Genomic DNA, 20,921 nt, shown 5'->3' on the forward strand with positions numbered 1-20,921 from the left:
GGAGGTTGCTCAGGCTCACGTTCCCACGCTGCACAGGCAACGCTTCCTTGATCCGTTCATACTGCGCCTCTGTCAGTTCCATCGGTACGAACAGGTTAACAGAAGTCTAGCCAATAGTGTGAACACGCCCTGGCACTCTGGGACTGAAAGAAACTACCTCGCGACCTTGAGCAGCACCACCCCATGTCCCGGCACCTGGACGGTGTAGATGTTCTGCATGCGACCGAGATCCTTGGCTTGCCAGATATCGCGCGCAACCGGTGGCTTTGAAAATCCGAGCTCACGAAAGTCGACGGTTGCGCTCATCGTTCCGGGGTGACGATTGAAGATACCAACGGCCCTGGAACCATCGGAGAGCGACCTTGACCATATCTCTACAGGGCCCTGCGCACTCACGCGATCTCCCTGCTTTCCGGCAGCATCCTGATCGATAGCGATGACCTCTTTGTTGGTCAGCAGTGCAATCGTCTCCGGAGTCATCTTGGACAGATCGTTGCCGGCTAGCAGAGGGGCAGCAAGAATCGCCCAGAGGCTCATATGCGTGCGATACTCCTCGAGGTTCATGCCTCCATTGCCCACTTCGAGCATGTCAGGGTCGTTCCAATGACCGGGACCGGCGAAGCGTCCGAGACCCGCCTGACCAAAACCAATCTCGGCCATGCGGTCGTATTTATCGGTGATATCTCCGGTCGTACGCCACAGGTTGCCGCCCACCTCGGCTCCCCAGTCCCAGACCGCGTCATTGCCGTACTGGCAGAGGCTATAGACGATGGGACGTCCCGTAGAGCGGAGCGCATCCCGCATCTTCGCATAGGAATCGACCATGATCTTGTGCGCCGCTTCAGGCGAGCCAGCCTCTTTCATCTGCACCCGCAAGCCGCAGAGATCGTATTTGAGATAGTCGATGCCCCAGGCCGCATAGGTACGAGCATCCTGCTCTTCATGGCCATAACTGCCCTCATACTTCGCACACGTTTTTGGTCCGGGCGACGAGTAAATGCCAAGCTTGAGTCCCTTGCTATGTACAAAATCCGCGAGCGCTTTCATGTCAGGAAACTTGCTGTTCGCGTGGATCACGCCCTGGCTGTCGCGTTCTCCCTCCCAGGTGTCATCGATGTTGATGTAGACATAGCCCGCGTCGCGCATCCCGCTTGAGACCATGGCTTCTGCAGTCGCACGAATCGTGGCATCGTCGACCTGCGCGTGAAAGTGGTTCCAGCTATTCCATCCCATCGGTGGCGTCGCGGCTGCAGCTACGTGCTGCGCTTGGAGGCCAGAGGATGCAAAGAACAATGCAGACGAGAAATAGGCGAGGGTACGAAGGAATTTCATAAGATCGACATCACTCCGGAGACAGAAGGATCGCAACGTTTATACGTGAATCCAGCAAGCGATGCCAAGGGGTACATGGAAATACGTTTACCTAGCGAAAATTACGTTGCATTTATAAAATGCCACCATTCGAGTTGAATGGGTGCCTACCTCATCAGCGGAGAGGGCGGATGCCTGCCATGCGGGAAGCCACTCGACTTTAGTTCGTCTGGGGATACGTGTTCCCTCACGAAACACATCGCAAAAATATGTCGACAACCAGCGTGCACGGGCCACGCAGAAAGGGTATCCTGCATCTCTCAGACGATGAAGCACGTACTCGCGCTCGACCAGGGAACCACCAGCTCACGGGCGATCCTATTTGGACATGACGGCAACATCGTCGGGATCGCGCAGCATGAATTCAAGCAAATCTACCCTGATGTCGGCTGGGTAGAGCACGATCCCTTCGACATCCTAACCTCGCAGTTGACCTCTGCCGTAGAAGTTCTGGGCAAGGCACGCGTGCGCCCACGGGATGTCGTTGCACTGGGGATCACGAACCAGCGCGAGACGACGATCGTCTGGGACCGGGAGACGGGCAAGCCGGTCTACAACGCCATCGTCTGGCAGGACAGGCGTGGTGCTCCTCTCTGCAAGAAACTCGCCGATGACGGCGCGGAAGAGACCATCCGGAAAAAGACGGGCCTGCTCATAGACCCGTACTTCTCCGCCACCAAGATCGCCTGGATCCTTGACAACGTGCAGGGCGCCCGAGACCGGGCGAACCAGGGCAAGCTCGCCTTCGGCACGGTCGACACCTGGCTGATCTGGAACCTGACCAGTGGCAAGCGGCACCTCACCGATCGCACGAACGCAAGCCGCACGATGCTCTACAACATCGTCGAGGATCGCTGGGACCAGGAGCTGTTGAAGCTGCTGAATATTCCCGAGAGCATGATGCCGGAGGTTGGCTGGTCGAGTGAAGCCGTGGGCCAGGTGACCACATCTCTTGGACTCGGAGATGTGGAGATAGCCGGCATTGCGGGCGACCAGCAGTCGGCGCTGTTCGGCCAACTCTGCGTCTCTCCCGGAGATGCAAAGAATACCTATGGCACCGGCTGCTTCCTGCTGCAGCACATCGGTGATAAGTTCACGCTCTCGAACGAACGGCTCATTACTACCCTGGCCTGCAGCCTGAACAAAAAGCTCGAGTATGCGATGGAAGGCAGTATCTTCGTCGGCGGCGCGGTTGTACAGTGGATGCGCGACAACATGCACTTCTTTTCGAAATCGTCGGAGGTGGAGCGTGCTGCCGCCTCGGTTAAAGACGCGGACAAGGTTGTCTTCGTTCCCGCGTTCACCGGCCTGGGCGCCCCACACTGGGACCCCTATGCCAGCGGCATGATCATCGGCCTCCAGCGCAGCACCGAGATCGGTCACATCGCTCGCGCCGCCCTCGAAAGCATCGCCTTCCAGGTGGCCGACGTTATTCACGCTATGGACAAGGACACGAAACAACCGTTCCGGGAGCTTCGCGTCGATGGCGGTGCAGCCGCAAACGACATCCTGATGCAGTTCCAGTCCGACCTGCTTCAGCTTCCGATACGGCGTCCGGCAGTGCTGGAGACAACGGCCTCAGGTGCGGCTTACCTGGCTGGGCTGGCGGTTAACTTCTGGGGAAGCACGGATGAGATCGCGAAGCTGCGAGGACCGGATACTATGTTTGAACCAAAGGCCGACCGAAAAGAGATGGATGCCCGTCAGGCCAAGTGGCAGGATGCAGTCAAACGCGCAGGTGGGTGGAACAAGGAGACGGCATGAAGCGCGAAGAGATGATCGCTCGCGTTCGCGAACGCAGCGAACCCTGGGATGTAATTGTGATCGGCGGCGGAGCTACCGGGGCCGGCGTCGCAGTAGATGCGGCGACACGGGGTTTTTCAGTCCTGCTGCTGGAACGTGAGGACTTTGCGAAGGGTACCTCAAGCCGAAGCACCAAGCTCGTCCATGGCGGCGTGCGCTATCTGGAGCAAGGCAATGTGTCTCTCGTAATGGAGGCGCTCAAAGAGCGCGGCATCCTCCGCCAGAACGCGCCCCACCTAGTTCACGATGTGCAGTTCGTCGTTCCGAACTACTCCTGGTGGGAGGCTCCCTTCTACGGAATCGGTCTGAAGATCTACGATCTGCTCGCTGGCAAGTATGGGTTCGGAAAGTCGGAGCTTCTCTCCCGTGAAGAGACCCTGGAACGCCTGCCGACCTTGCGGCAGGATGGTCTGCGTGGGGGTGTCATCTATCACGATGGCCAGTTCGACGACTCACGCCTGTTGATTCACCTGATCGCAACGGCCGTCGACCACGGTGCAGTAGCGCTGAACTACGCTCCGGTCATCGAACTGCAAAAAGACGCAGACGGCTTTGTCGACGGCGTAATCGCCGTCGATAGTGAGACCTCCGAACGCTTCACGCTACAGGCCCGCGTGGTCGTGAATGCCACCGGCATCTTTACCGACGAGATCCGACGCATGGCCGACAAACAGGCCGACACGATGGTCGCGCCCAGCCAGGGAATCCACCTGGTGCTGGACCGCTCCTTCCTGCGCGGGAACACAGCGGTGATGGTGCCCCATACCAGCGATGGCCGCGTGCTCTTCGCTATTCCCTGGCATGAGCACACCGTAGTCGGAACAACCGACACGCCGATTGAGCACGCTTCCTACGAGCCTCTTCCGTTTGAGCAGGAGATCGAGTTCGTGCTCGAGACTGCCAGCGAATACCTGAGCTGGCCTCCAAAGCGTGAGGATGTCCTGAGCATCTATGTGGGCATTCGTCCCCTGGTGAAAGCAGGAGGCGAGGCTGGCAAGACCTCGGCGCTCTCTCGCGATCACACCATTCACATCGACCAATCGGGGCTGCTGACGATTGTTGGCGGCAAGTGGACGACCTACCGTCATATGGCCGAAGACACCGTGAATCATGCCATCACTCTTGGCAAACTAGCCGACAGCCCCTGCGTGACGCACGACCTGCATATCCACGGCTATGCCGAAAACATCGACCCCCATGAGGGACTGGCCGTCTACGGCTCCGACGCAGAGCAGATCCTTCAGGTCGCGAAAGAACGTCCCGAACTAGCCAAACAGCTTCATCCTGACTTGCCCTACATCGCGGCTGAAGTTGTCTGGGCAGCAAGGATGGAGATGGCGAGGTCGGTCGAAGATGTGCTCGCGCGCAGAACCCGTGCCCTCTTCCTCAATGCCCATGCCGCCATCGCCATGGCACCCGATGTGGCTTCCCTGCTCGCAGCAGAGTTCGGCAAAGACAAGGCCTGGGCCGAAACCGAGGTAAAGAACTTCAACCAACTGGCTGAACAGTACACGCTACAGAAGACAGAGGTATAGCAAATGCGTTCTCCTATGCTTGGCGAATTCATGGGTACGCTCATGATGATCCTGCTCGGTGATGGTGTGGTCGCCGGCGTACTGCTGAAGAAGAGCAAGGCGGAGAACTCCGGCTGGATGGTCATCGCCACAGCCTGGGGCTTTGCCGTGCTCTGCGGAATCTTTACGGCGATCCTCTTTGGCAGCAATGATGCCCATCTGAACCCGGCTATTACTCTTGCCTTCGCCGTTGAAACCAATAACTATTCAAAGCTGCTGCCCTATGCCGTAGCACAGATTGCGGGCGGCTTCTGCGGCGGAGTGCTGGTCTGGCTCTTCTATCTCCCTCACTGGAAGATTACGGAAGATGCAGAAGCCAAGCGCGGTGTCTTCTGTACCGCACCGGCGATAAGGAACTATCCCGCCAACCTGATCTCGGAGATCATCGCCACCTTTGTTCTGGTAATCGTTGCAGGCTCCATAAGCTCAAAGCTCGTCCTGTCAAACGGCGCTGCTGCCGGTCTGAGCCCGTACCTGATTAGCTGCCTGGTGTGGGGTATCGGACTCTCGCTCGGCGGTACAACTGGCTATGCCATCAATCCGGCACGCGATTTGGGTCCACGTCTTGCTCATGCAGCACTGCCCATTGCAGGAAAGACTCACTCCGATTGGGCCTACTCCTGGGTTCCAATCATTGGCCCCGTCCTTGGTGCGAGCGCCGCTGGAATCGTACTGCACCTGATTGGGGCTTAGCTCGAACGGCGCTTCCCTTTTATTCCACTCGCTTCAAGCTGGCAAAGAAAAGATCGCGCCAGTGGTGAATGTCGGCAGAGCGAATCTGGTGACGCAAGCGCAGCATGCGCCGACGCTGCTCTTTCACCGTCATCTCGATGGCTTGTTTCAAAGCATTCGCTACCCCGACTTCGTCGTAGGGATTGACGAGGATCGCGCCAGTCTTCAACTCCGGCGCAGCTCCCGCAAACTCACTCAAAATCAGTACCCCGTCATCCTCTACGTGCGCCGCGCAATACTCCTTGGCTACAAGATTCATGCCATCTTTGAGCGGAGTCACTAACGCAATATGCGCAGCCTTATAGAGAGCCAAAAGCTCTTCATGCGGTACCGACCGATGCATGTATTGAATCGGCGTCCACCCCGGTTCCGCCAATTCCCCATTCACGCTGGAGACCAGCTTCTCCACCTCGGAGTGCAACTCCTGATAACACGGAATATTCTCACGGCTAGGTACCACGACTTGGATCAGGGTCACCTTACGGCGAAACTCAGGTTGGTCGCGTAGTAATGCTCGAAAGGCTCTCAACCGCTCCGGAATTCCCTTCGTGTAATCCAGCCTGTCGATTCCAAGAGCGATACAAAGCCCTGGAGACTCGCTGCGAATCTCTGCCACTCGACTCGCCACAGCTTCTGAAGCGGCAGCCGATGCAAACTCATGGAAGTCGATGCTGATCGGCATGACCTGGATCAAGGTCACCCCTCGAGTACCCACCACCTTGCGATGATCGCCCCGACCATCCAGCTTGATGTCTGGGATAAAGGCGCGCAGGCAGGCGACGAGATTTCGCTGATCGCGTTCAGTCTGTAGTCCTATAAAGTCGTAATCGAGCAGGCCTTGAAGAATCTCTCGCCGCCAGGGGAGCTTCTCAAAGATATCCGGCGGCGGAAAAGGAATATGCAGAAAGAAGGCAATCCGTGAGCGCGGACGCTGTGCACGGATAAAAGAAGCAACCTGCAACAGTTGATAGTCCTGCACCCAGACGATGTCCTCTTCACGCGTCACATGAAGAACAGCTTCGGCAAACTTCTGATTCACTCTGCGATAAAAATCCCAATAAATCGGCTTGAAGACGCAATGCGTCTGCAAGTCATGAAATAGCGGCCAGAGGACCTCGTTGGAGAACCCCTCATAGTATTTCGCTTGCTCTTCCTCGCTCAGGAAGAGTGGTTCGTAATGATAATGATGTCCGCAGGTAGCTTCTTTCAACTGTGCGCGAATCTCCGGCGAGTCCTGGGTGCCCGCACTTCCGATCCAGACTCCACCATGCTCTTTCAAAAGAGGCTCGAGGGCGCTTACCAGGCCTCCACTGGAAGGCGTTGCCGTCAGCTTGCCTTGCTCCATGGCAAACGACAACGGAATGCGATTGGATACGACAACAAGACTCGTGGAGGAAGAACCTGCAACACCGCTGACAGTCCCTGCCTTCGCTGCCCCCTCTCGATCCGCAGAGACAGCTGCCAGCCAGCCATCAAGGAACTCCAGCAACTCCTGGGGCGGCTTCAGCCAGAGGTTAGCCAACGTGGGCCGAAACTCATTGCGCACCAGGACGCGAAGACCTTGATTGCCCAAGGCGCAAAAGGCATCTTCATCGGTCTGGTCGTCGCCCAGATAAGCCGCAAAGGTCCCCTGCGGCTCTTGCTTAAGAATGTGCTCGACGGCGGTGGCCTTCGTGCAGCCCTTCCCACGCACCTCAAGTCCCCCATCGAACGGCAGCATCTCAAGCACCGCACCCGACGGCTCTACCTGGGCGAAGAGCGTCTCAGCCAACGACTTGAGCTCTCTCACCTGATCTCTGTCGAGGCCTCGGGTATGCAGTGCCAAGCCGCTGGCCTTGCGTTCAATGGATGAGCCGAACCCTTTTTCAGCCATCAACCGATCGAACCAGTCAAGCTCCTCTATCTGCTTCTGGCTGAGAGAGGTCAACTGGTAGCTACCATCGGCCGACAGTTGTTCGCGCCCATGGCTTCCCCACATCTCGGCGTGAATGTCTTGCGGAAGAAGAGCCCTCAACTCACGCACAGGACGGCCCGTGACGAATACCAGCCTCCCTCCGGTCAAACGGCTGAGGCGATGCAGACGTTCCTCTACCCCGGGATATAGTTTGCTGCTCATCCGGTCCTGTACGAAGGGAGCCAGGGTTCCGTCGTAGTCCAGCATCAGCACAGAACGGTTCGCTGCAGCCAGTCTCTTGAAACCTCTCTGTGCAGCCTTCTTCGACCAGGCTCGGTCGTGGGCTTCCCTGCTGGACGGGTCTTTCTGCATTTCAATACCGCTCTTCTCTGCCATAAAGGTACCTGCGATATAAGATGCAGACACTAAGCTAATCGCATGGCTCCCCGGCTCGGTGGCGCGCATCCAATAGAGCGCGTCTTCGAGATTGAAGATTCGAGAACCTATCATGCCCCCATTTCCCTATCGCGAACTTGACCCCACCCCTGAAGCGAAGACACGCTTTACCCAATGGATTCAGCAACTCGACGAGCAGTTCACCCAACACGCAGGCTATGAGCGACGTTCGGAGATCGTGCGAGAGGAACTACGGAAGCTCTTCCTTCCTCAAGGCCCTGCGACTGATCCCACCAATCTCCTGGTAGACCTGTCGCTAGACCCTCGCAACATCACACTGGAGCCTGAATACTACGGCGACGTGGACCCGATTCGATACTACGAGCGCAAACCGCTTATCTATCTTTGGCAGATGTTCGATCGCTCTCCGCTCGGGCTCAATCATTGGCTTGGCTTTCGTCTCCGCGCCATGCTCGGCCGTCACCTCTTCCAGCACATCGGTAGTAACGTAAAGATCTTTCACAACGTCGAGTTCACCTTTGGCTATAACCTCACCATCGAAGACAACTGTGTGATTCATAGAAACGTTCTCCTCGACGATCGAGGCGGCATCATCCTGCGGCACGGTACAAGTGTCTCGGACTATGCCAATATCTATAGCCATACGCATGACCTGAAAGAGCAGGCGAAGGTCACCAACAAGGTCACCGAACTCGGCCCCAACGCACGCGTCACCTATCACGCTACGGTTCTCGCAGGTGTCCGGATCGGCGAGGATGCCATGCTCGGAGCCATGGGCGTTGCAACCAAAGACGTTGAGCCACACCACGTCAACGTAGGCATTCCAGCGAGGACAGTACGCATTAAAGACCGCGGCTAGAGCAAATTTCCTTTAGATGTATAGCGGAACCGTGACATATATGGCCGTTTTTCCCCAGAAAAACGGCACTGCACGCCCGATTAAACTTCCCGGGAACAGGAAATTTGCTCTAGTTGGCCGATGGCCGTTCTACATGGTCGATGACATAGTCATCCACCGGCCCCTTTTCTGCCTGGAGTTTCAGGCCAAGCTGCTCCCTTACGGCATCGAAGATCGATGGACGATCCCGGAGTTCAGCCGGCAGGTTGTCTTTCGAAACCTCCGGCGGAAGTTCCGGAGCAAAGGACAGCGTAAAGTCGTAGTTCTTGTCGAGCCCGGTCTTGTCGATCACCGGACGTCCATCTCTTTGCAGTTGCTGTCCAAGCCACCAGCAGAGATAGGACATCGGAACCCTGGCCCCAACAAAGGCGTTGTCGCTGCCCGCATTGATAGGAATCTTGAAGTCCTGTTCACGGTCATCGGCCTTCATCTTCAGGCCAGACTTATCGACAGTGAGCGCATAGACAGGGCCTTTTTAACCACTTTATGAAACTTCAAATTGAATCTGTCTGCCAGCAGATTTTGAAACATGACATGAAGATCGTCGATACCGTAAGGACGGTCTGTCCTGGCCTCAACATCGTAGCGGTCGGTATTGAGCCAGTCCGGCCCACCTGAGATCTGTCGCATGGGCACCTTGTACATCAGGCTGATCATGAGCTTGATTGGAATATTCTGAGCTACGTACCCGCGACCGTCAGGCAGAGGCTTAATACCTCCGCCCTGTCCGCCAGATTGAGAGGGCCTGATCGAAGCCACCTCGAACGTCAGCCTGGGGGTCTTGTCCTGACCACGCGCGAGAGGCATAGCGATCAAACCAATGATTGCGGCCCAAATACACGCTGTACGCCTAAACATATCCACCTCATGCCAACGCCTGTAGTTTACGTCGCCCCGTCCTCGTGTGGCACAAGTTCTCTACAAGGTACGTCCATCTTTAGCGTATGTATGGACATTCATGGGGTCTGGCATTGAAAGTATTTACGGTATAAATGACATCGATCAGAGGAAAGCCGTAGGAGAAAAAGTGGCGAAAGCGAACAAGGAGTCTGCGGCGACATCACGGCCTTTGGATAAGAGCGGGTTCATCCCGCTGTACTACCAGATCCAGCAGGCACTGATGCAAAAGATCCAGTCCGGAGAGTTACCGGAAGGCGCAGCACTGCAATCGGAAGAACAGTTGGCAAGGGTCTACCTGGTGAGCCGCATGACGGCCCGGCAGGCACTGCAGGGGCTCAAGTCCGGGGGATATGCCTCCAGCCAAAAGGGACGAGGAACCTTCGTAACTCACCCCAAGATGGAAAAGAACATCATGCACCTGCTGGGCTTCACGGAAGACATGAAGCAGCGAGGCATGGTTCCGAGTTCCAGGCTGCTGGAGCAGACCGTGATTCATGCCACAGAGGAGCTTGCATCCAAGCTCAAGATAACGGCAGGAGACGATGTCGTTCGTCTACGCCGTCTGCGCCTGGCCGATGGCACCCCCATGGCACTCGAAGAGTCCAACATCGCGCTGAAGTTCTTCCCCGGCCTGGAGCGGCTCAACTTCTCGAAACAGTCGCTCTACCGTGTTCTTCGCGAGCGTTATGGCGTACGCGTCGGCTGGGCGGACGAGGTGATCGAGGCTCTTCCTGCGACGCGGGAAGACTCCGAGCTACTGACGATCCCGAAGCGGGCCAGCATTCTCTCCATCTCCCGCATCATCATGACCACGGAAGACACTCCGATCGAAGTTGCCAGTTCACGCTATCGTGGCGATCGCTATCGCGCATCGATTCGTGTTCCGACTACGGTGATTGAGTAAGTGATTCCCGACCGTTACCGAGCTTTGTCGCTGCAACAAATCGTGCCGTAATACTTTTGGGGCAAGTAATAGCCGCGCCCACCACAACCGCATGCACCCCGGACTGCAAAGCCCTGCCGATCTCTTCCGGCTGCCTCACATGGCCTTCCAGGATGACTGGAATCTTGAGCCTGTTGAGAAGACTGTCAAGCAGCGCCCAGGAGATGGTGCGAGCACCTTCCGTATCAGCGGTATATCCATACAAGGTAGAGGCAACAGCATCAGCTCCGGCGGCCTCGGCGGCGAGAGCATCTTCAAGCGTGGCAATATCCGCGAGGACCGGCCGCCTCAGTTCCTCATGAATACGAGGAATGATCTCTGTCCATGGTTCGGCCTCGACAAGGCGACGCCTTGTGCAATCCAGAGCAATGATGTCCGCACCGGCATCACTGATCTCTCGTGCGGACTTGAAATCGGGGGTAATATAAACCCTGCCGTCTCGGTCCTGCGTCTTGAGCAGGCCAATGATAGGAAGCATTGTCTCCGTCCGAAAAGAGGCTATCCGTTCAGCGCCTTCGGCCCTCAACCCACCGGCGCCGCCTTGTAGAACAGAGACGGCGATGTGCGTGAGCGTCTCTGTATCGTCCAGTGGATCGCCATGCGGAGCCTGGCACGAAACCACCAGGCTCCCACGTAGAGCTTGCAAAGCACGTTGCTCAGAGGCGACAGGCAATGAGAACACTATAGATATCTCCCGGGACTTAGTCAGCAATTCTATGCTGCATCCCACGAAACAAGCCAGAAAAAGGTTTGTTTAGGATTCGAATTGCGAAAGTATCGGGAAGCTAATACCTCCATCAAGCTGCGTTACAGCTAGAAGCTGTAACGCAACCCTGCTTCGACACGACGGCCATTGTCGGCGGCATAGGGTACCCCGAAGAGGGGTGAGCCCAGCACTCCACCGACCTGCGTCACGTTGGTATGGTTCAACAGGTTGGACGAACGGATATTCACCTGCAGCGTCTGCTGATGTGTCGCCTTTGGGTTGCGTGTCAGCGTAAAGGCACGCTGAATGTTGGCATCGAGATAGATCGTCCACGGCATGACACCCTCGTTGCGAGGGAAAACACCTTTACCGCCTGAAGCCACCAGGAGTCCGTAAGGCGTAGCAATAGCGCCCGGAGTTCCGGGGGTAGCATACTGCGGACGGTCGTTGAAGTTGCCGTCGCCGTTATTATCGAAGCCCGTGGTGATGTTGTAGTGCCCATCGCCACCACCATGGAAATCAGTGCTGAGCTCAATCTTCTTGGGCAGAGTGAAGGTGCCGTTCCCAAAGATATTCCAGACAGATTGATTGCTACGGTGGGCGAACTCACCGGCATCGGTCACAGAGCTCTGCGGTGAGGAAAGTTCACTGTCGTCCGTGTCGTCTATGAGGTTGACGCGCACGCCGCCGAAGAAGAACTGCACGTGTTTGAGCGAATGCTGCTCAACCCCAGCGAAGACAGCATTGACTCTTCCCTGTCCGCTGGCCTGCATCTGCAGGATGTTGAGATTCGCCGGGCCGGGCCTCGGTCCTGTGGGTATGTCGTTCACGGGGGAGTTGATGTTCTCCGTGCGGGTGTAGTTCCAGATGCGCCCAACGTAATAGTCAGCCGAGAAATTCCAGCCATGAGGAAAGGTACGTGTGCCTCCCACGTTCTCCGCTATCCATGTGAGGTTACCCAGGTGAGGAGAAAACTGGCGGAGACTATGGATGGGCGTCGCCCCCAAAAAGGGATTGCCGTAGACCGGGTTATAGACCGTGCTGGTCACACGTGTAGTGCCGTTCTCGCGGAGGATCTCCGCGTTATCCGTCTCACCAAAGCGGCCGGAGAACATTCCTGAGTGTGCGTGGAGTGTCCATGTTCCCTTCTTCGTTGGCGACCAAAGGATGCCGAGACGCGGCACGATGGAATCCAGAATGGTGGGATCGGTCTGCACGAAGTAGCGCACCCCATAGGCGACGTGCACGTTGTGGCCTACGTTCCAATCGTCCTGTACAAAGAGCGCGTTCTGCACCTGCGTGAAATCGACGTTAGGGGTTCCTGCAACGTTGCTGAACGCGGTAGCCGCGCCTCCGGCGAGTCCGAGTTGAGCGCGCCGGTACTGCTCTACCCCTGTAATGGTCTCGGTCTGCCCCGGAATAGGATTGTTGTTCGCATCGAGTACCGGTGCCGTTCCGCCACCGAAGGTATAAGTGCCGTTGAAGTTCGTCGTGAGCTGCTGATGCTCGTTATAGACCATCATCTGCGTACCGAACTTGAAGGTATGGTTCTTGGGAGTAACGATCGCGTCGTCATCAACCTCGATGTTCAGTTCGCGCACCCGCTGTGCGCCAAGCGTAGCGCCACCGCCGGTGAAGGCGCCGGCGACCTGGACCTGGGGCGCCGTGGAGACGGGCGTATCCGTCTCTCCATCCCAGCGCAGGCTGAGACGAGCCTCGTGCATGAAGTGGGGCGATGCCGTGGTGATATCGCTCACACGGAACATATGCTCATACTGCTCGCTGTTATAGCCGGTCTCCGCCAGAGCGGTGCCTCCCACTCCGACGTTCTGCAGGTTGTTTACATTTGCGCTATAGCTTGTAATGAATGTGTTCTTCGGCCCCAGTTGCCAGTCCACGCGCGCGGTTCCCAGCCACAAGCGCTGTGGGGTCGCGACGTTCGATATGGAGCTTGAAGTATTGCCTGCACTGTCGATCGTAATGGCATTCACAACCGCGAAGTTGTCGATGCTGCGATGCTCCAGGGTAAGCGCAAAGTCGCTGCCGGCCTTGCGTATCGGGCCTGTCAGCTCAAAGCCATAGCGCTGCTTGCCGATGGCGGCCTTGCTCGTCGAGAATGGGTCGCGCGCATTCTCCCAGGGGCTGCCGTTTGTGGCAAAGAGCGCGCCGTGAAAGGCGCTCTGTCCAGGCTTTGTATAGACTTCGATGCGACCGCCATCAAACGGAGGTTCGCGATATTCAGCGGAGAACTGATCCGGATTGACCTTGATATAAGCGATGGAACCCTTGGGCGGCAGGCTGCTGGAGCCCTGGAAACCGTCGACCGAGATGGTGGCATTCGATGGATTGCCGCCCAGCGCGGCGGAAAACTGCTGCAGCTCGCGCTTCAAATCGTCGGGATCGTCGGCCAGGGATTGCAGGCGGGAACCGGAGATCGTCTGCGTGGGACCGCTGGCAGCCGCGCTGCTCCCAGGACCGGCATCTGCGCTTACGTCTACGTCTGTTTCAACGGCCTCCGGATGGAGTACAAGAGACAGCTGCGACGCGTGCGGTGCAGTGAAAGAAAGATCGTGCTTGGCAAATCCCTGCGCCATTACAGTCAAATGGTGGGAACCCTCGCTGATGCATGAAAAGTGGAAACTGCCATCGGAACCGCTCGTTTCGTCATGGGCTCCGTCCAGCGAAAGCGTTGCATTGGGAATGAGCGCAAGCGTGGTGTCACGTACGGTACCGGCGAGTGTTGTTCCGTGGCAGGCCGCCGTCTCTGCGAAGGCGTGCGGGAGCGCAAACGCCGCAAGGCTTGCGGCGAAGAGAAGTGTCTTCATGAGCCCTCTTATTCTGTGACAAACGTGCTGGTCACGGCGCAGGCGGCGCCTTGCGTCGATCTGCTGTTGTCTGAAGAATCTCTACGCTGGAAGGTATGTCGAAGTTCCCTTACCCCAGTGGAAATATTCCATCAGCAGTTTCTTCTACCTGATTTCTCTATACACCTGAATCGGAATCACACTTGGCAAGGAGCCCCTTCAGGCTCTTCTCAGCGTGCTCTTTTGCCGATGGCTCCATCCGCTCCGTAATCGCAAGAGCTTCCCTGTACTGGACCGCCGCTTCCTGCTTGCGGTTAAGTGCAAGCAGCGCATTGCCCAACACAAGATGAGCATCGAGACCTTCGGGAGCGAGACTGACAGCCTGCGATGCAACAATCAATGCGGCTTGGGGATCCGGCTTGAGATGGGTGCTGGGATCTCCGCTGAGCAGTTTGCGAGCGCGGACCTCATACATCATGGACGATGCGAGCGGCAGCTCGAAGTCGCCGTGATAGACCTCAACCCCGTTCATGATGATGTCGTCGGGCTTCCGGTGAAAGAGCGAATCGTAGGGATTGAGCACAGAGCTTCCGAGTTCATAGCCACTTAGAACGGAGTCGCTGATCAGGATCGTGCCATGGATGACTGGTGGAACTTCGAGGTCAACCATGCCACGAGATTCGAGGGTTGGGAGCAACTTGCAAGGGATGCCATAGTCGGAGGGCAGAACAAAGGGCTCGACGAAGTAGGCGAAGTAGCAATCATGGATATTGTGCTGGTCCAGGTAGGACTTCGTCCACTTGAGGTTCTGCCCCCACTCCACGGCGGCATCGCTAAGATAGAGGCGAGTGTGCGAAGGGCCGCCCCAAAGCTCGTTGCTGTAGGGCATATAGTTCGGGAAGGCGTGCAGGCAGGAGACGATATTCCAGAGCAGGAGCGCTGCCACCGGATACGCAAAGCGACGAGATTGCCGAATGAGCGCGACGGCTGCGGCCGAGGCGAGCACCAGCAGAAACGGCACGACTGGAAGGATATGGCGAATGCCGACGTTGAGCGGAGAGGTGAGAGCAAAGCTCAGGAAGGCTACCGGTGGCACGAGAACAAACCAAAGCTCGCGCCTGTGAATGCGGCCCGAGAGGATCGCCCAGACTGCAGCCGCGAGGAAGAGCAGCACCGGAAGGGTGAGTTTGATCAGCAATACGATGGGAAAGTAGTACCAGACTCCGCTGGCGAGGATGTGTCCAAAGAGATAGGTCGGCTGATTGCCCGCGACTCGGCGCACATCGACCAGGCCGAAAAGATAACTCTCCGGCAGCAGATGATGGTGCACGGCGAAGAGGATGATCTTGTTGTCGAGCGGCGGCAGTGACACCATCGTGGATTGCAGCGACGGGATCATCATGGGACCACCGGGCACCATCCGATAGCGGAAACCGTAGAAGGCCCAGAGAACGAAGACACCGATAGCCAGGATGCAGGCCAGCGAGGCGGCCGAGCGAAACAGGATGCGACGCAGATCCGCTACGCGGTGCTGGGATGTGCGCGCGGTTTGCCACCGGCTGCACAAGTCACCCGCGGCCAGCAGAATAAGCATGGGCGGCAGAAGGATGGCAGAGTGTTTTGCCGCGAAGGCCAGGCCCGTTGCCAGCCCCGTGAGGAGCAGACGCGACAGCGATGGGGCCTTGGTGTAGCGATAGAAGGCGTAAACCGCGGCGAAGAGCATGCAGGTAACGGCAGAGTCTGTGGTGATGATGCCTCCGTTGGTCAGGAGGCTGGGCTCGAAGGCTACGAGGGTTAAAGCAATCAATGCGGCGACAGGCCCGAACATCTCCCAGCTTGCGAGGAAGACCAGCACGGCAAGCAGCAGAGCAAAGACCATGACGGCGAGACGGGCGCGATACAGCAAGGTGTCGCCTGCGTAAGCGCCACCATGGGCGGGATCGTTGCGGAAGACCAGTTCGCGCCCATTGAAGTAAGCTTCCCACTTGAAGTAGCGGCCCTGGTAGGGCTGAACGGCAAGATTAAGCGACAGCAACGGGAACGCTGCCACCATCTTGGCGAGCGGTGGGTGCTCTGGATTGAGAGCAAAATCACCGGCCTTGAGCGACATGTAGCCTGCGAAGAGGTGGTCGCACTCGTCCCAGGTGGAGGACTGTTGGCGCACACTCAACGCAAGTTGAGCCGCCATGGAGAATAACAGCAGACAAGCGATGAGGAGTACGAGTGGCTTATTGCTACTACGCATTCAGTCTCCGAAGGGCTTTTCGATGGGATTCTATTCAGATCAGGAAGGGACTAGAATAACGGTTGTCCAGTGTGACGGCGGCAAAATGTTGAATTCGGGCCAAAATATCGAAGCTTCAACTATCGGACAGCAACAGTTCCTGATAGGGCTCAATCCGGGGCCGCCAGCAGACTATGTGTCGCAGGATTACGGCGACTATAGCCTCTACACCGCCGAGCAACACCGCTCCGTGTGGGAACGCCACACCCACAACTGCACCCAGATCACCGTTGCCATGAGCCCCGCGCAGGTTCGCGGCGAATGGCAAGGCGTAAACGGACATATCGAACGCCGCGAGATGAACGGCGATATGGCCTGGATCATCCCACCTGGCGTAGAACACATCATTCACTTCGATCGGCCAGCCACGCTGATCCATCTATACCTTGCCGAGTCCTTCTTCCACAAAATGGTTGAGGATGTGCCGAATTCGGTAGAGCAGTCCTTGATCCCTTCGATCCTGGTTCGCGATCCTTTTCTGGTGGAACTTGCAAAATCTCTTCACCGTGAAAGCCTCGAAGGGCCGCTCTCGCCGCTCTTTACCCAGTCGGTGGCAACACTCACGGCAACGCATCTGGCGCGCTCTTACAGTAACCGCAGCCGTGCCGTTCCTTCCTGCCACGGAGGCATGGGTCCCAGCCGCGAACGCCGCGTACTGGCCTACATCGCCGAACATCTCGATCAGACAATCACGCTGGAAGAGCTGGCAAAAGTTGCCGCGATCAGCCCCAACTATTTGATCGCGCTGTTCCGCCAGTCCCTTGGAATGACCCCGCACAAGTACGTGGTGCAGCAGCGCGTCGAACAAGCTCGCAGGCTGCTGAATGAACGCGACCTCAGCTTGCTGGAGATCGCACAGCGTTGCGGATTTCAGGACCAGAGCCAGTTCACAACGGTATTCCGGCGCTATGCCGGAGTCACACCGGGCCAGCTTCGCCGCTCGCTCTAGAACATAGAACAGCTTCCAACCTGTTCTTCCTCATAGCTCTAAATCCTCACAACTCGTAGCTCAACAGGAACCGCTCTCCCTCTAACTCTTTTTACCCAGCGCCGCACCAAACACATTCAATAATCCGCCGGCAGCGCCCATAGCACGGCGTGCATTCTTCGAGGTCATCCTCCGGGCAATCTGGAACAGGGACGGAGGCTCTCCCTCCGCCTCTTTCAGCACCCCATGCAGATCGTCCGGGTTGATCTCCTTCAGCAGATTTCCCGCCAGCAGCGATAGCCGCAGCAGGTTCACCATCTCTTTGGATGAGACTAAATCCGCCACGTGATCGACGACGGTATCCTTCGCGCCCAGAAGACCGTTCATCAGGTTCAGCACATCTTTTTCGTGCAGCTTCTCCAATACTTCATACGCTGCAAGAATGGCCTCGGCATGTTTCTCCGGCGCCTCATGCACCTTGCGCACCAGGTCCTCGCGAGGGTCCACTGGTTGATACACCCGAAAATCAACGGCGACTGCCATATTCTGCTCCTTATTCCTTAGTGAGACTTCCGCGTCTCAATCTGCACCAGCTTTGCCGAACCGGGCATGCGATAGTCAGCGCGCTTCCACTTGCGCTCGACCTCCACTCCGGTCTGTGGCGTTGGAGAACCCGAATAACGGAAATTCAGCCGTTTAAGCGGGTTACTTCCCTTCTCCGGCAGCACCTGCATGTTGACAGCGGTCTCCTTGAAGGCTGGCGTGTCCGTCGCCGTATCGGTAAACGAGCCGGTCAGCACATTGACCGGACCTTCCTGCGACAGCAACGGCAGATAGATCTGCTTGCCTGTCACGCGAGCCGTAACCAGCACTTTTATCTTCAGTGAACCGTAGCGGCTGGTGAGGCGAACCCATTGTCCCGAATCGATCTCTCGTTCCTTGGCCAATGCAGGTGAGATCTCAACCCACCGTTCTGGCGTCTCCTTGAAGATACCGGCAACACGATGGGTCATATTTCCCTCATGAAAATGTTCCAGGATACGGCCATTGTTGAGGAAGAGGTCATACTCCTCATCCGGGCTGTCCGAGGGCTTACGGTACTCCAGCGGGAAGAACTTTGCCTTGCCATCGGGAAAATTGAAACGTTCCGTGTACAGGATCGGCTCATCTTTTCCGTCCGGCGTAACCGGCCACTGCAGTGTCTTGTAGCCCTCCAGGCGATCGAAGCTGACGCCCGCGTAGAGTGGCGTCAACGGAGCCATCTCCGCCATGATCTCCGAAGGGTGTGTGTAGTTCCAGTTCGCGCCCATGCGGTTGGCAATGTCCTGCGTGATCTTCCAATCGGCACGGCTGTTTCCGAGCTCCGGCAACGCTTGATACAGGCGCTGTACGCGGCGCTCTGTGCTAGTGAACGTGCCTTCCTTTTCAAGTGCGGGCGAGGCAGGAAGCACGACATCCGCATAGCGGCAGGTCTCGGTAAAGAAGATGTCCTGCACCACGAGAAACTCCAGCCGTTCAAAGCCACCGGCGACGTGGTTGGCATTCGAATCGGCCGAGATCATGTCTTCGCCAGCCATATAGATTGCACGCATCTTGCCGTCATAGACCGCATCGATCATCTGATGGTTATCCATACCGATCTTCGGCGGCAGCGTCACACCCCAGGCCGCTTCAAACTTCTGCCGGACGGTGGCATCCGTCACAGGCTGATAGCCCGGAAAATTGTTCGGCATGGCACCGATATCGCTGGCGCCCTGCACGTTGTTATGACCACGCAAGGGATACGCACCACACCCTGGCCGCATGTAGTTGCCGGTCGTCAACAGTAGATTGCTGATCGCCGTGGACGAGTCCGATCCCATAACGTGCTGCGTAATACCCATCGCCCAAAGCACGCACATGGTGTCGGCGTGCGCGATCATCTCTGCGACCTCGATCAGCGTCTGCAGCGGTACCGCGCAAACCTCTGCGGCGAACTCCATAGTGAACAGGTCGAGACTTTTACGATAGTCGTCCACACCGTTCACCCACTTCGCGATAAAGTCGTTCTTTGCGTAGCCATGGTCGAACATGTAGCGGCTCATCGCCGATAGCCAAACCAGATCCGTTCCCGGTTTGGGGCTGAAGTGAATATCGGCCCGCTCGGCCATCTCATGCTTGCGGGGATCGGCGACAATCAGCTTCTGCCCAAATAGTTTGTGGGCACGCTTTACGCGCGTCGCCAGCACCGGGTGGCTCTCTGCCGTGTTGCTGCCAACCACCAGTACCAGGGCAGACATCCCGATATCTTCAATCGAGCCGGAGTCACCGCCATACCCAACCGTGCGAAACAGCCCCATCGTCGCTGGAGACTGGCAATAACGTGAGCAGTTATCTACGTTGTTCGTTCCAATTACAGCCCGTCCCAGCTTCTGCATCACGTAGCCATCTTCATTCGTCGCCTTCGACGAAATAATGACTCCGATGGCGTCCGGACCATGCTGCTGCTTAATCTGCCCAAGCTTGCTGGCAACCAGCGTGAGCGCCTCTTCCCACTCCGCCTCGCGGAAGGTATTGCCCTCGCGGATCAGCGGCTTCAGCAGGCGCTCCTTGTGGTTCACATAATCCCAGCCGAACTTGCCCTTGACGCAGGTGGAGATCGCATTCGCATCGCCGTTCAGCGGTTCGACCTTCAGGATGTGCCGGCCCTTCGTCCAGATGTCATACGAGCAGCCGACGCCGCAGTAGGTGCAGACGGTCTTGGTCTTCTTGATGCGCTCTTCGCGCATGACCGCCTCGGTCTGCGACACCTCCATCACCGCGCCGTAGCCCATCTCCGGTTCAATGGCCTTGATCACGTCGATCATCTTGTCGAGCGTCTTCTGTGGCGTGGCCGTCAGATAGCCCGCTTCGCCGAGCATGGATTTTTCCATCAGCGCATTGCAGGGACAGACCGTAATGCAGTGGCCGCAGGAGACGCAGCTTGAGCCGCCGATCTGCATACCGCCGTCCCAGAGCACACGGGGGCTGTCGAGCTCCCAGCCGATCGTCAGCGTCTCATTGACCTGCACCGTCTGGCAGGCCTGCACGCAGCGGCCGCACAGAATGCATTGGTTCGGATCGTAGCGATAGAACGGATTCGACATGTCCACTTCATACGGCTTCTTCGTGAAGGGACGCTCCTGGTGCTCCACCTTCATGGCGAGCGCCGTATTGTGGACGGTGCAGTTCTCGTTATTGTTGTCGCAGACCGTGCAGTACAGCATGTGATTCCCGAGAATCACATCGAACGCCTCCGCCCGGGCGTCCACAGCACGCTTCGACTCCGTGACGATCTGCATCCCGGCCGACACCTTATGTCCGCAGGATCGGACCAGCTGCCCATCGACTTCAACCAGGCACGTATCGCAGGTCTGGATCGGTCCCATTAACTTCGAGTGGTAGCAGACATGGGGGATCTCTTTGTCGCGCAGAACCGCTTCCAAAACCAGCTCACCCGCCTGGGCTGTAACTTGCCGTCCGTCTACAACCACCTGTACTGTGGACTCTATTTCCACCTCAGCCGGTGGAGGGACTATCTTGTCTATGATCTCGATCATCGTTCCTGCCTCTGCCGCTCGAAGGTGGCGCAAATCCAGCACACGCCACCGGGGCAACACTCTAGTGTCGTCCTATCAATACACCCGTG

13 protein-coding genes and 1 pseudogene are annotated in these 20,921 nt (G+C 57.3%); 6 read left to right on the top strand and 8 right to left on the bottom strand.

Annotated elements, in window-relative coordinates; genetic code table 11:
- Positions 1-153 precede the first annotated feature (153 nt).
- Positions 154-1,332, bottom strand: a complete 1,179-nt coding sequence (locus HDF15_RS03425) for a glycoside hydrolase family 27 protein (protein ID WP_184252867.1) — start codon at positions 1,330-1,332, stop codon at positions 154-156.
- 306 nt (positions 1,333-1,638) lie between these two features.
- Here HDF15_RS03425 and glpK point away from each other — a divergent pair, with 306 nt between their 5' ends.
- The 3 genes from glpK to HDF15_RS03440 are packed head-to-tail and all read left to right on the top strand — an operon-like array spanning position 1,639 to position 5,441.
- Positions 1,639-3,135: a glycerol kinase GlpK gene (gene glpK / locus HDF15_RS03430; protein ID WP_184252868.1), complete on the top strand. Its 1,497-nt coding sequence runs from the start codon at positions 1,639-1,641 to the stop codon at positions 3,133-3,135.
- Positions 3,132-4,709: a glycerol-3-phosphate dehydrogenase/oxidase gene (locus HDF15_RS03435; RefSeq protein WP_184252869.1), complete on the top strand. Its 1,578-nt coding sequence runs from the start codon at positions 3,132-3,134 to the stop codon at positions 4,707-4,709. The genes glpK and HDF15_RS03435 overlap by 4 nt, the downstream gene beginning before the upstream one ends.
- A gap of 3 nt (positions 4,710-4,712) precedes the next feature.
- Positions 4,713-5,441, top strand: a complete 729-nt coding sequence (locus tag HDF15_RS03440) for an MIP/aquaporin family protein (protein WP_184252870.1) — start codon at positions 4,713-4,715, stop codon at positions 5,439-5,441.
- 19 nt (positions 5,442-5,460) lie between these two features.
- Here the strand turns inward: HDF15_RS03440 and otsB are convergent, their stop codons facing one another.
- The gene (otsB, locus tag HDF15_RS03445) at positions 5,461-7,884 is read right to left on the bottom strand and encodes a trehalose-phosphatase (RefSeq protein WP_184252871.1); all 2,424 of its coding nucleotides are present in this window, start codon (positions 7,882-7,884) and stop codon (positions 5,461-5,463) included.
- Here otsB and HDF15_RS03450 point away from each other — a divergent pair.
- Entirely contained in the window at positions 7,883-8,650 is a 768-nt protein-coding gene (locus HDF15_RS03450; RefSeq protein ID WP_184252872.1) for an acyltransferase, read from the top strand. The genes otsB and HDF15_RS03450 overlap by 2 nt on opposite strands.
- 109 nt (positions 8,651-8,759) lie before the next feature.
- On the opposite strand, the pseudogene HDF15_RS26165 reads toward HDF15_RS03450, so the two are convergent.
- Positions 8,760-9,397: pseudogene (locus HDF15_RS26165) on the bottom strand (TIGR03435 family protein); the annotation flags it as partial.
- A gap of 319 nt (positions 9,398-9,716) precedes the next feature.
- Here HDF15_RS26165 and HDF15_RS03460 point away from each other — a divergent pair.
- Positions 9,717-10,493: a GntR family transcriptional regulator gene (locus HDF15_RS03460; protein WP_311733021.1), complete on the top strand. Its 777-nt coding sequence runs from the start codon at positions 9,717-9,719 to the stop codon at positions 10,491-10,493.
- On the opposite strand, the gene HDF15_RS03465 is transcribed toward HDF15_RS03460, so the two are convergent.
- From HDF15_RS03465 to HDF15_RS03475, 3 genes are all read right to left on the bottom strand, one after another.
- Complete coding sequence (locus HDF15_RS03465) at positions 10,477-11,262, bottom strand: putative N-acetylmannosamine-6-phosphate 2-epimerase (protein ID WP_311733022.1); 786 nt, start codon at positions 11,260-11,262, stop codon at positions 10,477-10,479. The genes HDF15_RS03460 and HDF15_RS03465 overlap by 17 nt on opposite strands.
- 83 nt (positions 11,263-11,345) lie before the next feature.
- A complete protein-coding gene (locus HDF15_RS03470) occupies positions 11,346-14,063 on the bottom strand; it encodes a TonB-dependent receptor (RefSeq protein WP_184252875.1) in 2,718 nt (905 codons plus the stop codon).
- A 157-nt stretch (positions 14,064-14,220) separates the two neighbouring features.
- Positions 14,221-16,287, bottom strand: a complete 2,067-nt coding sequence (locus HDF15_RS03475; RefSeq protein WP_184252876.1) for a glycosyltransferase family 39 protein — start codon at positions 16,285-16,287, stop codon at positions 14,221-14,223.
- An 85-nt stretch (positions 16,288-16,372) separates the two neighbouring features.
- Between HDF15_RS03475 and HDF15_RS03480 the strand changes: the two genes are divergently transcribed.
- Positions 16,373-17,275 (top strand): AraC family transcriptional regulator, encoded by a 903-nt coding sequence (locus HDF15_RS03480; protein WP_260330811.1) that lies wholly within the window; start codon positions 16,373-16,375, stop codon positions 17,273-17,275.
- Between the two features lie 81 nt (positions 17,276-17,356).
- Here HDF15_RS03480 and HDF15_RS03485 read toward each other — a convergent pair whose 3' ends face one another.
- Together HDF15_RS03485 and fdhF are read right to left on the bottom strand one after the other, a co-directional pair.
- A complete protein-coding gene (locus tag HDF15_RS03485) occupies positions 17,357-17,797 on the bottom strand; it encodes a DUF1641 domain-containing protein (protein ID WP_184252878.1) in 441 nt (146 codons plus the stop codon).
- A 17-nt stretch (positions 17,798-17,814) separates the two neighbouring features.
- Positions 17,815-20,832: a formate dehydrogenase subunit alpha gene (gene fdhF / locus HDF15_RS03490; protein ID WP_184252879.1), complete on the bottom strand. Its 3,018-nt coding sequence runs from the start codon at positions 20,830-20,832 to the stop codon at positions 17,815-17,817.
- Between the last annotated feature and the right edge of the window lie 89 nt (positions 20,833-20,921).

This window comes from Granulicella mallensis (genome assembly GCF_014203225.1).
In the GTDB taxonomy this organism is placed as follows: Bacteria; Acidobacteriota; Terriglobia; order Terriglobales; family Acidobacteriaceae; genus Granulicella; species Granulicella mallensis_A.

Excerpts from the sequence above, each read along its gene's own strand:
- HDF15_RS03425 (WP_184252867.1), bottom strand. The coding sequence starts at position 1,332 with ATGAAATTCCTTCGTACCCTCGCCTATTTCTCGTCTGCATTGTTCTTT.
- HDF15_RS03470 (WP_184252875.1), bottom strand. The coding sequence starts at position 14,063 with ATGAAGACACTTCTCTTCGCCGCAAGCCTTGCGGCGTTTGCGCTCCCG.
- otsB (WP_184252871.1), bottom strand. The coding sequence starts at position 7,884 with ATGATAGGTTCTCGAATCTTCAATCTCGAAGACGCGCTCTATTGGATG.
- fdhF (WP_184252879.1), bottom strand. The coding sequence starts at position 20,832 with ATGATCGAGATCATAGACAAGATAGTCCCTCCACCGGCTGAGGTGGAA.
- glpK (WP_184252868.1), top strand. The coding sequence starts at position 1,639 with ATGAAGCACGTACTCGCGCTCGACCAGGGAACCACCAGCTCACGGGCG.
- HDF15_RS03435 (WP_184252869.1), top strand. The coding sequence starts at position 3,132 with ATGAAGCGCGAAGAGATGATCGCTCGCGTTCGCGAACGCAGCGAACCC.
- HDF15_RS03485 (WP_184252878.1), bottom strand. The coding sequence starts at position 17,797 with ATGGCAGTCGCCGTTGATTTTCGGGTGTATCAACCAGTGGACCCTCGC.
- HDF15_RS03440 (WP_184252870.1), top strand. The coding sequence starts at position 4,713 with ATGCGTTCTCCTATGCTTGGCGAATTCATGGGTACGCTCATGATGATC.
- HDF15_RS03480 (WP_260330811.1), top strand. The coding sequence starts at position 16,373 with ATGTTGAATTCGGGCCAAAATATCGAAGCTTCAACTATCGGACAGCAA.
- HDF15_RS03475 (WP_184252876.1), bottom strand. The coding sequence starts at position 16,287 with ATGCGTAGTAGCAATAAGCCACTCGTACTCCTCATCGCTTGTCTGCTG.
- HDF15_RS03450 (WP_184252872.1), top strand. The coding sequence starts at position 7,883 with ATGCCCCCATTTCCCTATCGCGAACTTGACCCCACCCCTGAAGCGAAG.